Raw genomic sequence first — 15,291 nt, 5'->3', positions numbered from 1 at the left:
TATAATATTAATGAATTAACAATTAAAGGTGTGACGGTTATGTCTTTTATTCACCTACAGGTATATAGTGCCTATAGTTTATTAACGAGTACGGCTTCAGTGCAGGACTTAGTACAAGATGCCGGAAAAAAAGGTTTCCGGGCACTGGCGCTGACCGACCGAAATGTTATGTACGGAGCTATTGAATTTTATAAGCTTTGCAGAAACCATCAGATCAAACCAATCATGGGTCTAACAGTAGATATCGCTGGTGCGCTTGACGATAATGGATCATACCCTCTAGTGCTGCTTGCTGAGAATAATCAGGGATTTAATAATCTGTTAAAAATATCAAGTGCAGTGCAAACAAAGGCAGATAATGGGCTTCCGCTCAAATGGTTAAAAAGCTATTCGGAAGGGCTTATTGCCATAACACCAGGTATTGACGGGGAAATTGAACAAGCCATTCTGGCTGGAAAAATGGATGAAGCAAGAGAAATCCTTCATAAATATACTGCCATATTCGGCAGCAACAGACTTTTCATGTCGCTGCAAAACCATCAGTTGGAACAGGAAAAAAATCTATACAAACAGCTATATCTGCTTTCCAAAGAGATGGGGATCCCGCTCGTCGCTACAAATCATGTCTGCTATCTTGAAGAGGAAGACAGTTTTTCACAAGAATGTTTGTTAGCGATAAAAAATGGGGATAAGCTTCAGGATGAGAACCGTAAGAAATTGGGAAGCGATCAATTTTATTTGAAAACAACAGCTGAAATGGTTGGTCTTTTTTCTGAATTACCGGAAGCGTTGGAAAATACACTTTTGATCGCTGATCGCTGTCATGTCAATATTGAATTAAATAAAACGTATTTACCTTCTTATCCAACAGAGAACGGGATGCCAGCGGATGAGTATCTTGAAATGATGTGTCATAAAGGGCTTAAGGAGCGCTTTCCTTCACCTTCAAATGAATACTTGGAACGATTGTCTTATGAATTGGACGTCATAAAGCGAATGAAATTCAGCAATTACTTTTTAATAGTATGGGATTTTATGAGATATGCACGTTCAAGAGGAATTTTGACTGGACCGGGCAGGGGGTCAGCTGCCGGATCGCTGGTTGCTTATGTTCTTTATATAACCGATGTGGATCCGCTAGAACATCACTTGCTATTCGAGCGGTTTTTAAACCCTGAGCGTATATCCATGCCGGATATTGATATCGATTTTCCAGATTTCAGAAGGGATGAGGTGATTGAATACGTCGTAAATAAATATGGACCGCTTCACGTTGCTCAAATTATTACTTTTGGCACCCTTGCTTCCAAGGCTGCTTTAAGGGATGTAGGAAGAGTATTTGGGTTAAATACAAAAGAACTTGAGCAATTGTCAAAGCTTGTCCCGTCACGCCTTGGGATCAGTCTGAAGGATGCAGCAAGGGAATCCGAAGGGCTTAAAAGTTTTATTCAGGAATCTCCGTTCAACAGAAGGCTTTTTGAGACCGCGTTAAAGCTGGAGGGACTTCCACGCCACACATCCACCCATGCTGCAGGTGTGGTTATAAGTGAAAAGCCGTTAATAGAATTAGTCCCGATTCAACAAGGATCAAATCATGTCTATTTAACGCAGTATTCTATGGAGTATCTGGAAGAATTAGGGCTGCTCAAAATGGATTTTCTTGGTTTAAGAAATTTATCACTTCTAGAATCCATCATTTCCTCTATATATCGGAAAACAGGAAAAAGACTGGATATTGCGAATATCCCGCTTGATGATGAAAAAACATTCGACCTATTAGTGCGGGGGGAGACTTCCGGAATTTTTCAACTTGAATCAGAAGGAATGAGGAAGGTTTTAATTAAACTGAAGCCTTCAAGATTTGAGGATATTGTGGCAGTAAATGCCCTGTATCGCCCAGGGCCAATGGAGAATATCCCTTTATTTATTGACAGGAAACATGGCCGCAAGAAAATAGAATATCCGCATCCAGATCTTAAGCCCATCTTGGAGAATTCCTACGGCGTAATTGTCTATCAGGAGCAAATCATGCAAATAGCGTCTAAAATGGCGGGGTTTTCTTTGGGGGAAGCAGATCTCTTAAGAAGGGCAGTTGGGAAGAAACAAAAGGAGGTCCTTGATAAAGAACGGGAGCACTTTGTCAAAGGAGCACTTCATAAAGGATATACCACTACACTTGCAAATGAAATCTATGATTTAATTGTCCGATTTGCCAATTATGGCTTTAACAGAAGCCATGCTGTCGCATACAGTATGATTGCCTATCAGCTTGCCTATTTAAAGGCTAATTTTCCGCTTTATTTTATGGCGGGATTACTTACTTCTGCCATTGGTAATGAACAAAAGATTTCTCAATATATTATGGAGGCAAAACAAAAAGAAATAACCATTCTACCCCCTTCCGTTAATCAAAGCAGTTATGCTTTTGAAGTTGAAAAAGAAGGGATCCGCTACAGTTTGGCAGCGATTCGAAGTGTAGGTGCACAAGCGCTAAAGGAAATTATTCAAGCAAGAAAAACAAGAAAATTTACAGATCTGTTTGATTTTTGCATACGTGTTTCATCAAAAGCTATAAATAGAAAAACACTTGAGTACCTTGTTCATTCAGGGAGCTTTGATGAATTTGGAGAAGATCGCGCAACCCTTTTGGCAAGCTTAGATGTCGCAATTGAACACGCACAAATTTTTAAACCGGAGGATGGAAATCAAATTGATTTGTTTGAGGAAGATTTGATTCCTAAACCGAAATATGTCACCGTTGACCTGATCAGTCAAGAAAATAAGCTTCATTTTGAGAAAGAGGCACTTGGAATATATCTTTCAGATCATCCGATTTCTATTTATGAAAAGGACTTAAAACGTTCCGGTGCTCAAGTATTATTTCAATTAAACGCTGATGGAGAAAGAGTATCCACAGGGGTTTATGTAGCCGCGCTGAAGGCGATCCGGACGAAAAAAGGTGAATCAATGGCCTTTCTTACCATCAGTGATTCGAGCGGGGAGATGGAAGCCGTCGCGTTCCCGAATGTTTACAGAAAATATTCGGTGTTCCTGCAGCAAGGGAAGTTTGCACTGCTCGAAGGAAAAATAGAAGAACGGGAAGGTAATCTGCAATTTATCATCCAACAAGTATCTGAGATGGATGACTGGTTAAAAACGAAATTATCCCAACCGCCAGTATTATATTTAAGAATTCCTTCAGATAAACAAGATGAGAATGCATTGCAGCACATCAATCGATTATTAAGAAAACATAAGGGCAGAGCAGCTGTTGTATTGCATTATGAATCTACCAGGAAAACCATCAAATTAGGGGCAGAGCAATACATTCATCCTATGCCTGAATTATTGGAACAGTTACGAGATTTCCTTGGGCCAAGCAATGTTGTGCTAAAAGAATAATTCTTTACAACTTTCAAAGATATGTTATAGTGATAAAGAGACGGGTATGTGGTCAGACCACCATCACAGGCCTTTTTAAACGTTAATGTTTATATTCAAATCAAGGGGTGACATTTCTTGACTTTACGGGAAGAAGCATTACATATGCATCGAATTAATAAAGGGAAGTTAGAGTCAAAATCGAAAGTTCCAGTCCGAAATGCCCATGATCTCAGCTTAGCATATTCACCGGGTGTTGCAGAACCATGTAAAGAAATTTATGATAAACCGGAAACAGTATATGATTATACGATGAAGGGGAACATGGTGGCTGTTGTTTCTGATGGCACAGCAGTACTTGGTTTAGGGAATATCGGACCAGAAGCGGCTCTTCCAGTAATGGAAGGAAAAGCGCTCCTCTTTAAAAGTTTTGCAGGCGTTGATGCCTTTCCTATTTGTTTAAGTACAACAGATGTTGATAAAATTGTAGAAACAGTTAAACTGCTGGAACCTACATTTGGTGGGGTTAATCTTGAAGATATTGCCGCTCCCAATTGTTTTGTGATTGAAGAAAGATTGAAAAAGGAAGCAAATATTCCAGTATTCCATGATGATCAGCATGGAACTGCCATTGTGACGGTTGCTGGTTTGGTAAATGCGCTCAAACTAACTGGAAAGAAAATGCAGGAAATTAAAGTTGTGGCAAATGGTGCAGGAGCAGCTGGAATTGCCATTATCAAATTATTATATAGCTATGGTGTCAGAGATATTATTATGTGTGATACAAAGGGTGCTATTTATGAAGGCCGCCCTGTTGGAATGAATTCTGTTAAGGCTGAAGTTGCTAAATATACCAATCGAGATAATAAAACAGGCAGTCTTGCCGATGTCATAAAAGGTGCAGATGTATTTATTGGTGTTTCTGTTGCTGGAGCATTAACAAAAGAAATGGTTTCCTCCATGAATCCAGATCCAATTATCTTTGCAATGGCGAATCCAGTACCAGAAATAATGCCTGAAGAAGCAAAAGAAGCAGGCGCAAAAGTCGTTGGTACCGGCAGATCTGATTTTCCAAACCAAGTGAACAATGTTCTTGCCTTTCCGGGAATTTTCCGTGGTGCACTGGATGTTCGTGCTACCCATATAAATGAAAAAATGAAAATAGCTGCTGTTGAGGCAATTGCTAATTTAATAAACGAAGATGAGTTAAGTGCGGATTATGTAATTCCGGGACCATTTGATTCAAGAGTCGCTCCTAGTGTTGCTGCAGCAGTGGCTAAAGCTGCAATGGAAACAGGTGTTGCACGTATAAAGGTAGATCCTGAGGAAATTAAGGAAAAAACAAAAAGGCTCGCTCTTATTGGAAAAAGTGAGTGAAACATAAGTGACAACTACAAAAGTATATTTAGGGATTGTTAAGCAATTACGAGAAATGATTGCAAATGATGGCCTTAAATCCGGTGATAAAATACCTTCAGAACGGGAACTATGTGAGCGCCTGAATGTCGGGCGCTCTTCCGTTAGAGAAGCACTAAGGGCGTTGGAATTACTTGGGTTAATTGAAACTCGCAGGGGCGAAGGTACATATATCCGAGACTTTCAAGGGAACCAGCTTGTTCAGCTGCTCAGTACATTTATTTTGCAGGATGAAAAAGCAAAAAAGGATGTATTTGAAACAAAAAACTTAATTGAAATGGATTGTTTGAGACTAGCTGTTCAACGAATGAAAAAAGGAAATATCGAAGAATTGATGGAATGGTTTAATCATAGTGAACACTTCCTGGATGATGAATTTTTTATACGGCTAATGGAATTGGCAGAGAACCATCTTTTTTTTAGAATTTGGTCAATTTTAAAGGATTACTGCTATTCTATGGAAGAACAGCGTGTTGAAGTCAAACGAGAAGATTATATGCCAATACTAAAGGCATTAGCAGAAAGAGACGAAACAAAAGCAATTGCCGCTTATCAAAAGATGCGAAATTTGTCTTTTTTTTCGACAAAATCTAACAGATTTTAAATTCACAATCCTTTATATTGGAATTTGAACAAGCCTCTGTTACATTTGGGGATTTTTTAATTTTTAGTGGTCTGACCACTAAAAACGATTATAGGTATGAAGTTCAACAAAGATAGAAAGACTTCTGAATAGAGAAAAGTACAGGAAATTTGCCAACTGTAAGGAATGTCACAAAAGGAGGTTTATTTTTTGGCACTTAAAGATTTATTTACTAAACCGAATACCAAAAAGAAAAAATATGCGACCATTCCGAAGGAAGCGACGAAAAGTGATGTTCCGGAAGGAATCATGACGAAGTGTCCTTCGTGTAAGAAAATATTGTATTCCAAAGAGTTATTAAAAAATGTAAAAGTATGTTTACATTGTGGATATCATTTTCCTATGAACTCCAAAGAGCGGATTGACAGTTTTATTGATGAAGGGAGCTTTGAAGAAATCAATGAAAGCATGATTTCGAAAAACCCTTTAAACTTTCCGGATTATTTGGAGAAGCTTGAAAAGGATCGGCAAAAAAGCAAATTAAATGAAGCCATTGTTACAGGAATTGGCGAGGTAAATAGCCACAAAATCGTTGTTGCTATTATGGACTCTACTTTCCGGATGGGCAGTATGGGTTCCGTCGTTGGCGAAAAAATAACTCGTGCAATTGAGAAAGCAGATGAATTGTCTGTTCCATTTATTATATTCACTGCTTCAGGTGGAGCTCGGATGCAGGAAGGCGCCTTAAGTTTAATGCAAATGGCAAAAACGAGTGTGGCGCTCAAGAAATTTAGCGATAATGGCGGTTTAATTATTTCGATTATGACCCATCCCACAACAGGAGGCGTATCGGCCAGCTTTGCCTCATTGGGAGATTATAACTTGGCAGAACCAGGCGCATTAATCGGATTTGCCGGACGTCGAGTAATCGAACAGTCTATCCGCGAACAACTGCCGGAGGACTTCCAAACATCGGAATTTCTATTAAAGCATGGCCAATTGGATGCCATAATTACCCGAACAGAATTGGTCGAAAAGATCACAAACATTTTGGAAATCCATCAGCCTGGGGGTGAATTAACGTGGTAGGAGAATTGGAATTTGAGCGCCCGCTAGTTGAGCTACGTAAGAAGATTGCAGAATTGAAAGAGTTTACACAAAGCACGGATGTTGATTTAAGTTCCGAAATCAACAAATTGGAAGCACGGCTTGCAAAACTGGAAAACGATATATATGAAAATATGAAACCATGGGACCGGGTCCAAATTGCTCGTTTGGCGAATCGGCCGACAACACTTGATTACATTTCCAATTTGTTCGATGATTTTTTTGAATGTCATGGCGATCGCAATTTCGGCGACGATGAAGCAATAGTAGGCGGAATCGCAAAATTTAAAGGCTTGCCAGTAACCGTTATTGGCCACCAAAGAGGGAAAGATACAAAGGAAAATATCCGACGCAACTTTGGCATGCCGCATCCTGAAGGATATCGCAAGGCTTTAAGGTTAATGAAGCAGGCTGATAAATTTGGTCGTCCGATTATTTGTTTTATTGATACAAAAGGTGCTTATCCAGGAAAGGCAGCAGAAGAGCGGGGACAAAGTGAGGCAATCGCCCGTAATCTGTTTGAAATGGCTGGCTTGAGAGTACCGGTTGTCTGCATCGTTATTGGCGAAGGAGGCAGCGGTGGTGCACTTGGATTAGGTGTAGGTAACCGGATTTATATGCTGGAAAACTCAACATACTCCGTTATCTCTCCAGAAGGAGCAGCAGCGATTCTTTGGAAGGATTCCGGATTGGCTAAGAATGCAGCCGAATCCATGAAAATTACTGCACCCGATTTAAAAGAATTAGGGATCATCGATGATATCATTCCTGAAGTAAAAGGTGGAGCTCATAAAGATATTAAGAAGCAAGCTGAAGAAATTGAAAAATTCCTTGTATCTTCTTTGCAGGAACTTCTTAAACTTAGTGAAGAAGAGCTTATGGATGATCGTTACAATCGTTTCAGACAAATCGGTGAATTTGATTTTGTTAAGGATTTTATCGGTGTACAATAAACGTGCCAATAGGGCACGTTTTTGTTATATGAATCATTTTTACAAAAATTACCACCTTCGTGATTTCATACAAAATTCAAGGAATGTTCAACAAAAAGTAGATGATGACGCTTACATCAATTAATAAAACGTTTCCATTTAATTAATAATTCTGTCTATTTGAAAACCATATGTGAGACGGTTGTTATGGGCATTTCTTCGTGTTATTTTATTAATATTCAAGGGTTTTATGTTAATAATAGAAGAAGGGTAAAAAAAGAATAATTTGTTATACTTTTAATAGCCTTCTATGACTCTTCTTACATAAATTACCAATCTAATTTTGAGGTGATTGTCATGAAAAAAATTGGGGTACTTACAAGTGGTGGTGATTCCCCAGGAATGAATCCGGCTATTCGTGCCGTTGTCCGCAAGGCTATTTATCATGATATTGAAGTCTACGGAATTTATGGAGGATATTCAGGTTTAATTTGTGGAAATATTAAACAGTTAGAATTAGGATCAGTTGGTGATATTATTCATCGCGGAGGCACAATGCTTCATTCTGCCCGCTGTCCTGAATTTAAAATGAAAGAAGTACAGCAAAAAGGAATTGAGCAGCTTAAAGCACATGGAATTGAAGGACTTGTTGTAATTGGCGGGGACGGTTCCTACAGGGGAGCAAAAGCTTTGACTGAGCAAGGCTATCCATGTGTAGGTGTTCCAGGAACAATTGATAACGATATTCCAGGTACCGAACTAACAATTGGATTTGATACTGCATTAAATACAGTTATTGATGCAATTGATAAAATTCGGGATACAGCGACATCTCATGAAAGAACCTTTGTAATTGAAGTTATGGGCCGGGATGCCGGTGACATTGCTTTATGGGCAGGACTTGCTGGTGGAGCGGAAACGATCTTAATACCTGAAGAAAACTATGATATGAATGACATTGCCGAAAGACTTCGAAAAGGTCAAGAACGTGGTAAAAAGCACAGTATCATTATTGTTGCTGAAGGTGTCTGCAGTGGTGTTGAATTTGCTAAACAGCTTCAAGACCTTACACAACTTGACACAAGAGTATCGGTTTTAGGCCATATCCAACGGGGAGGATCACCAACTGCAGCAGACCGTGTGCTTGCCAGCAGATTGGGCGCACGTGCAGTAGAACTTCTAATTGAAGGAAAGGGCGGCCGTGCAGTAGGGATTGAAGATAATCAGCTAGTTGATTATGACATCATTGAAGCTCTTGAGAGAAAACATAAGCTTGATTTAAATCTATTTAAATTATCAAAAGAATTATCCATTTAATACTTAACAATAAGAAAGATGATTGCGGATGCGCCTGATTTAGGCGCTTGCCGCATTTCAAATAGGGAGGCAAAACAATGCTGCGCAAAACAAAAATCGTTTGTACGATTGGACCTGCAAGTGAAAGCGTAGAGAAATTAACACAACTCATTAATTCAGGAATGAATGTTGCTCGCTTAAATTTCTCCCATGGTGATTATGAAGAACATGGCATACGGATCAAAAATATTCGTGAAGCATCAGAAAGAACAGGAAAAACAGTTGCCATTTTACTTGATACTAAAGGCCCTGAAATTCGGACACATAACATGCAAAATGGAGCAATTGAGCTAACAGCTGGAGAAAACGTTATAATTTCTATGGTGGAAGTAGAAGGAACTCCTGAGAAATTCTCAATTACATATCCTGGTTTAATGGAAGATGTCCATGTAGGATCAAAAATTCTTTTGGATGACGGTTTAATTGGTCTTGAAGTTTTAAGTGTAGACAAAACAGCAAATGAAATTCAAACCAAAATTTTAAACAGTGGTACTTTAAAGAATAAAAAAGGCGTTAATGTTCCAGGTGTATCGGTAAATTTACCTGGGATTACTGAGAAAGATAAGAAGGACATTCTTTTTGGAATTGAGCAGGGGATTGATTTTATCGCAGCATCATTTGTCCGCCGTGCCAAGGATGTTCTAGAAATCCATCAGCTATTAGAAGAAAATAATGCTACACATATCCACATTATACCTAAAATTGAAAATCAAGAGGGCGTTGACAACATTGATGAAATCCTTGAAGTTTCAGACGGTTTAATGGTAGCGCGCGGAGATCTTGGAGTGGAAATTCCTGCAGAGGAAGTACCACTTGTTCAAAAAATGCTGATTAAAAAATGTAATGCAAATGGAAAACCGGTTATCACCGCAACACAAATGTTGGATTCCATGCAGAGAAACCCTCGTCCAACTCGTGCGGAAGCAAGTGATGTTGCTAATGCGATTTTTGATGGAACGGATGCCATCATGCTTTCTGGTGAAACAGCTGCTGGACTTTATCCGGTAGAGGCAGTTCAAACCATGCATAATATTGCTTTAAGAGCCGAGCAAGCGCTGGATCATAAAGAAATTTTATCAAACCGCAGCAAAGATACAGAACATAATTTAACGGATGCAATTGGACAATCTGTTGCCCATACAGCATTAAATTTAGAAGTCAAATCAATTATTACTCCTACTGAAAGCGGTCATACTGCCCGGATGATTTCTAAGTACCGTCCAAAGGCAAATATCGTTGCCGTTACTTCAAATGACTCTGTCTGCCGCCGTTTATCTCTTGTGTGGGGTGTTTATCCGCAGCTTGGTCAAGTAGCAAAAACAACTGATGAAATGCTTGATATCGCAGTAGAAGAGAGCCTAAATAGCGGAATTGTGAAACATGGTGATTTGGTTGTCATTACAGCAGGTGTCCCTGTAGGCGAAGCAGGTTCAACCAATTTAATGAAGATTCATGTAGTTGGTGACGTGATTATTAAAGCACAAGGAATCGGCCGTAAGACAGCTTTTGGAAAAGTTGTCATTGCCCATGATGCAAAAGAAGCAATAGAAAAAGCAAAAGCGGGTTCCATTCTAGTTACGATTGGATCTGATCGTGAAATGGTTCCAGCTATCGAAAAATGTGCTGCACTTATCACCCAGGAGGGTGGCTTAACGAGCCATGCAGCGGTAGTTGGCCTAAACCTTGGTATCCCTGTTATAGTTGGGGTTGAGAATGCTCTTACCTTGTTTAAAGAAGGTCAGGAGATTACTGTCGATGCCATAAGAGGGGTTATTTATAACGGCCATGCAAGTGTCCTGTAGATCTCAAAAAAACGTCAACTTCAGATATGAAGTTGGCGTTTTTTTTTTGAGACCTATGCTTCATTTTTGCCTATTATAAATGCCCATAAATCGTGAAAAACTTTGGCGCGATAAAGTGTTCCGATAATAACCAAAGTTACGGGACCCACAATCAGTCCTAAAAATCCTATTAGTTTATAGCCCATAAATAATGCGAATAAAGTTGCGAGCGGGTCTAGTCCGATATTGGATGATAAGATTTTTGGTTCGATAATCTGTCTCTGCACGATTACGATGATAAATAGAACGCCAAGTCCAATGGCAAGAGGTGTATCACCGCCAATTACTTCATAGCCAATCCAGGGAATAAAGACAATACCAGTGCCGATATAAGGAAGAAGTTCTACAAAACCGGTAATTAAAGCGATAGTAATGGCATAATCTACTCGCAAAATGAGCAGCCCGATTAAAATAATCACAGCAGTAATCGAGATAAGTGTTACTTGTGCTTTAAGAAAGCCGAACAGTGCCTTTTTTAAATCGATAAATACGGTTTTACCACTGGACTTTGCCTTTTTAGGTAGTATTTTACTAGCTATAGTTGAAAGCTTGTACCAATCTTTGCTGATAAAAAAAGTAGCTAATAAAGAGAAAATCAGCAGGGTGGCAGCCCCAGGAATCCATGAAATGATATTAGGGATTTTTAAGAACAAGTTTTGAATAAAGGAACCGACAGTTGTAGCGACGTTTTTCCCTACATTTTGAATATTTGTCATGATGGTATTTTGCTGACCGGCATCCAGCTTATTAAATACACTCGTTAAATGGTTGTAAAGCGGCAAAATTTGGTCGGCGATGAAATTCTCAATATAGTTAATAATGGTATCAAGATGATCCGGTACAACATTTGCTAAATAATTCGCTCCTGTAACAATTTCTGCTACTAGCAAGGTCACTAACCCGGCAAAAATGGCGATAATAAGGATCAGTGAAATAAAAACGGCTAGCACACGTGGCATTCTTAATTTATTTTCAAATAAATTAACAAGCGGGTTCATCATAAAGGCAATAATAATGCCGATCAAAAATGGGTACGTCACTTTTGATAATTGATAAAAAATATAAAGCCCCAGAACGATCGAACAAATAACAATTAAAAATCGTACGGTTCTGTGAATATATACAAAGTTCAAAAAACGGCCTCCAATCTGTATAGAAAAACGTTCATATGTATACCTATAGTTTACCATTTTATTAACACCTTCGCATAATTTTCCATATGATTTAAAGATAAAAAACAAATGGTTGGCAGGAAGGGTTTAATAAACTTCAAATGAATTTTAGTGAAATATTCATTTTTTTATTTCTCTTGAAAAATTATATGAAAATAATTCGCTTCGAAGGAATGAACTAAAATATGTTAAATGAATCAATACTATTTCTAATACTTTTATTAGTCATTGGATTTTTAGCAAAAAATAGCTCGCTGATGATTGCTATTTTAGTGTTACTTTTATTAAAGATAGGCGGAATGAGTGACAAGGCATTTGGATTGCTTCAGTCAAAGGGGATCAACTGGGGAGTGACCATCATAACGATTGCCGTTTTGGCGCCAATCGCGAGCGGTGACATTGGTTTTAAGGATTTAACAGCAGCCTTTAAATCATATTATGCCTGGATTGCATTAATTTCTGGAATGGCAGTTGCATTATTGGCAAAGGGAGGTGTGAAGCTATTAGCTGATGATCCCCAGATTACAACAGCATTGGTGCTTGGGACGATTCTTTCTGTCTCTATTTTTAAAGGAGTTGCAGTAGGCCCATTAATTGGCGCAGGAATTGCGTATACAGTCATGAAAATTGTTGGGCTTTTTGGCTAGATTTTTTGTAAAATAATATTTTTTTGTATTTTTCAATTCCTTTTCGTTCACAAAAATTTGATTTTTGTTTATAATAGGCTTGTAATCAAATCCTATTTTACATAAAACATATCGAAATACTGAATTGCATGTAAAATAATTATTTATTCACATGAATGAAAGGGGATACATTACTGAGCTTGATTTCGAGTAAACGCTCAGTCAAAATGGACAGCAAAACCTTTCAGCTAAATTAGCTGGATTAAGAAATTATTTCCAGCTTCAAAAGAAGTTTTTAAGAAAACGGGTAATGGGGAAATTAATATTAGAAGGAGAGATTCATTATGACAGTAACTCGCGGTCTTGAAGGGGTAGTGGCAACAACTTCCTCAATTAGCTCAATTATTGATGACACGCTGACGTATGTTGGATATAACATTGATGATTTGGCTGTAAATGCCAGCTTTGAAGAAGTGATTTATTTACTGTGGCATCTTAAATTGCCTAATGCGGAACAATTGGCTGAATTGAAAAAAGAGCTGTCTGAAAATGCTGCTCTGCCACAAGAAGTTATTGAGCATTTCCGTATGTATCCTATTCAAAAAGTACATCCAATGGCAGCGCTTCGATCTGCAGTGTCCTTATTAGGATTATATGACGAAGAAGCAGATGTAATGGAACCAGCAGCGAATTTCCGCAAAGCCATTCGCCTCCAAGCAAAAATGCCTACAATCGTCGCTACATTTGCCCGTGTAAGAAAAGGTTTGAATCCAATAGCTCCAAGAAAGGATTTAAGCTTTGCAGCGAATTTCTTGTATATGTTAACTGGAAAAGAACCTGAGAAAATTGCAGAGGAAGCCATTAATAAGGCGCTTGTGCTCCATGCTGACCATGAATTGAATGCGTCAACATTTACAGCACGTGTCTGTGTTGCAACCCTTTCAGATGTTTATTCCGGAATTACAGCTGCAATCGGCGCATTAAAAGGTCCTCTACACGGAGGAGCAAACGAAGCCGTAATGAAAATGCTTTCTGAAATAGGTACACTTGAAAATGTGGATCCATATATTCGTGAAAAGCTAAGCAAGAAAGAAAAAATCATGGGCTTTGGCCACAGAGTATACCGCCAAGGCGACCCTCGTGCAAAGCACCTAAAAGAAATGTCTAAAAAATTGACAGAATTAACTGGTGAACCATACTGGTATGAAATGTCAGTTAAAATTGAAAGCATCGTGACCGGTGAAAAGAAATTACCGCCAAACGTTGATTTCTATTCTGCATCCGTTTATCACAGCTTAGGGATTGATCATGATTTAATGACTCCAATCTTTGCGGTTAGCCGTGTATCCGGCTGGCTGGCTCATATTCTTGAGCAATATGAAAATAACCGCCTCATTCGTCCTCGTGCAGAATATACGGGCCCTGGAATGCAAAAATACGTTCCAATCGCCCAAAGGGGTTAATAGTTTACAATTTGTCAAAAAATTGTTTCAATAAGAATGTATGAATCAAGGGTTAGGGGCTTTTCGCTCGCTAACCTTTGGTTCAGTGATTGTCTTTTACATAACATAGGAGGGAATACAACAATGCAAGGAGAAAAAATTACAGTTACTAATGGGGTTTTAAATGTTCCAAACAATCCGATTATTCCTTTTATCGAAGGAGACGGCACAGGTCCAGACATTTGGGCAGCATCTTACAGAGTGCTAGATGCAGCTGTTGAGAAAGCTTATAAAGGTGAGCGCAAAATTGTTTGGAAGGAAGTTTTTGCAGGGGAAAAAGCTTTTAACCAAACAGGTGAGTGGCTTCCACAGGAAACGCTAGATGTGATCAATGAATATTTGATTGCCATCAAAGGTCCATTAACCACTCCAGTTGGCGGCGGCATCCGTTCATTAAATGTTGCCTTAAGACAAGAATTAGATTTATTTGTTTGCCTGCGTCCTGTTAGATGGTTTGAAGGAGTACCATCTCCAGTTAAACGCCCTCAGGATACTGATATGGTAATTTTCCGTGAAAATACGGAAGATATTTATGCGGGTATTGAATATGCACAAGGTTCTGACGAAGTAAAGAAAGTGATCGAATTCTTACAAAATGAAATGGGCGTTAAGAAGATTAGATTCCCTGAGACTTCAGGTATTGGTATTAAACCTATTTCTGCAGAAGGTACAAAACGTCTTGTTCGTTCTGCGATTAATTATGCCATCAAAGAAGGCCGTAAATCCCTTACGATCGTGCATAAAGGAAATATCATGAAATTTACTGAGGGAGCTTTCAAAAACTGGGCTTACGAGCTAGCTGAGCAAGAATTTGGCGATAAAGTATTTACTTGGGCTCAATATGACCGTATTAAAGCTGAACAAGGTGCTGATGCTGCGAATAAAGCGCAAGATGAAGCTGAAGCAGCAGGCAAAATTATCGTTAAAGACGCAATTGCGGATATTTTCCTTCAACAAATCCTTACTCGTCCTCGCGAGTTTGATGTAGTGGCAACAATGAACCTGAACGGAGACTACATTTCTGATGCTCTTGCAGCTCAAGTTGGCGGTATCGGTATTGCACCAGGTGCAAACATTAACTATGAAACTGGCCATGCCATCTTCGAAGCAACTCATGGTACTGCTCCGAAGTATGCAGGTTTGGATAAAGTAAATCCTTCTTCCGTAATTTTATCAGGTGTCCTAATGCTTGAGCACCTTGGCTGGAATGAAGCTGCTAAATTAATTACAAAATCAATGGAAAAAACGATTGCATCAAAAGTAGTAACATACGACTTTGCCCGCTTAATGGATGGGGCAACTGAAGTGAAAACTTCTGAGTTTGGTGACGAGTTAATTAAAAACATGGAGTAATTCCTTCTGGCAGTAATGGGCT

General features: G+C 38.9%; 11 protein-coding genes. 10 read left to right on the top strand and 1 reads right to left on the bottom strand.

Going from position 1 to position 15,291, the window contains the following annotated elements; genetic code table 11:
• Positions 1–39: 39 nt before the first annotated feature.
• The 7 genes from dnaE to pyk all read left to right on the top strand — a co-directional run bounded on the left by dnaE (position 40) and on the right by pyk (position 10,577).
• Entirely contained in the window at positions 40–3,402 is a 3,363-nt protein-coding gene (dnaE, locus tag HPT25_RS01060) for a DNA polymerase III subunit alpha (protein ID WP_173058774.1), read from the top strand.
• Positions 3,403–3,519: 117 nt separating this feature from the next.
• Positions 3,520–4,758 carry an NADP-dependent malic enzyme gene (gene ystJ, locus HPT25_RS01055; RefSeq protein WP_173058771.1) on the top strand — a complete coding sequence of 413 codons (1,239 nt, stop codon included), beginning with the start codon at positions 3,520–3,522 and terminating at the stop codon, positions 4,756–4,758.
• A 55-nt stretch (positions 4,759–4,813) separates the two neighbouring features.
• The gene (locus HPT25_RS01050; protein ID WP_173070783.1) at positions 4,814–5,401 is read left to right on the top strand and encodes a FadR/GntR family transcriptional regulator; all 588 of its coding nucleotides are present in this window, start codon (positions 4,814–4,816) and stop codon (positions 5,399–5,401) included.
• 165 nt (positions 5,402–5,566) lie between these two features.
• On the top strand, positions 5,567–6,469 hold the full coding sequence (gene accD, locus HPT25_RS01045) for an acetyl-CoA carboxylase, carboxyltransferase subunit beta (protein WP_173058768.1): 903 nt from the start codon (positions 5,567–5,569) through the stop codon (positions 6,467–6,469).
• Positions 6,463–7,440 carry an acetyl-CoA carboxylase carboxyl transferase subunit alpha gene (accA, locus tag HPT25_RS01040; protein WP_173058765.1) on the top strand — a complete coding sequence of 326 codons (978 nt, stop codon included), beginning with the start codon at positions 6,463–6,465 and terminating at the stop codon, positions 7,438–7,440. The genes accD and accA overlap by 7 nt, the downstream gene beginning before the upstream one ends.
• Positions 7,441–7,776: 336 nt before the next feature.
• Entirely contained in the window at positions 7,777–8,736 is a 960-nt protein-coding gene (gene pfkA / locus HPT25_RS01035) for a 6-phosphofructokinase (protein WP_173058762.1), read from the top strand.
• An 80-nt stretch (positions 8,737–8,816) separates the two neighbouring features.
• Positions 8,817–10,577: a pyruvate kinase gene (pyk, locus tag HPT25_RS01030; protein WP_173070781.1), complete on the top strand. Its 1,761-nt coding sequence runs from the start codon at positions 8,817–8,819 to the stop codon at positions 10,575–10,577.
• A 53-nt stretch (positions 10,578–10,630) separates the two neighbouring features.
• Here the strand turns inward: pyk and ytvI are convergent, their stop codons facing one another.
• Entirely contained in the window at positions 10,631–11,749 is a 1,119-nt protein-coding gene (gene ytvI / locus HPT25_RS01025; RefSeq protein WP_173058759.1) for a sporulation integral membrane protein YtvI, read from the bottom strand.
• 224 nt (positions 11,750–11,973) lie between these two features.
• Between ytvI and HPT25_RS01020 the strand changes: the two genes are divergently transcribed.
• The 3 genes from HPT25_RS01020 (at position 11,974) to icd (ending at position 15,269) form a co-directional block, all read left to right on the top strand.
• Positions 11,974–12,435, top strand: coding sequence for a DUF441 domain-containing protein (locus HPT25_RS01020; protein ID WP_173058756.1), 462 nt, complete (start codon positions 11,974–11,976; stop codon positions 12,433–12,435).
• 323 nt (positions 12,436–12,758) lie between these two features.
• Positions 12,759–13,877, top strand: coding sequence for a citrate synthase (citZ, locus tag HPT25_RS01015; protein WP_173058753.1), 1,119 nt, complete (start codon positions 12,759–12,761; stop codon positions 13,875–13,877).
• A 123-nt stretch (positions 13,878–14,000) separates the two neighbouring features.
• On the top strand, positions 14,001–15,269 hold the full coding sequence (gene icd, locus HPT25_RS01010) for an NADP-dependent isocitrate dehydrogenase (protein ID WP_173058750.1): 1,269 nt from the start codon (positions 14,001–14,003) through the stop codon (positions 15,267–15,269).
• Positions 15,270–15,291 lie beyond the last annotated feature (22 nt).

Source organism: Neobacillus endophyticus (genome assembly GCF_013248975.1).
Taxonomy (GTDB): domain Bacteria; phylum Bacillota; class Bacilli; order Bacillales; family Cytobacillaceae; genus Neobacillus; species Neobacillus endophyticus.
This window is presented reverse-complemented; position numbering and strand designations above follow the sequence as displayed.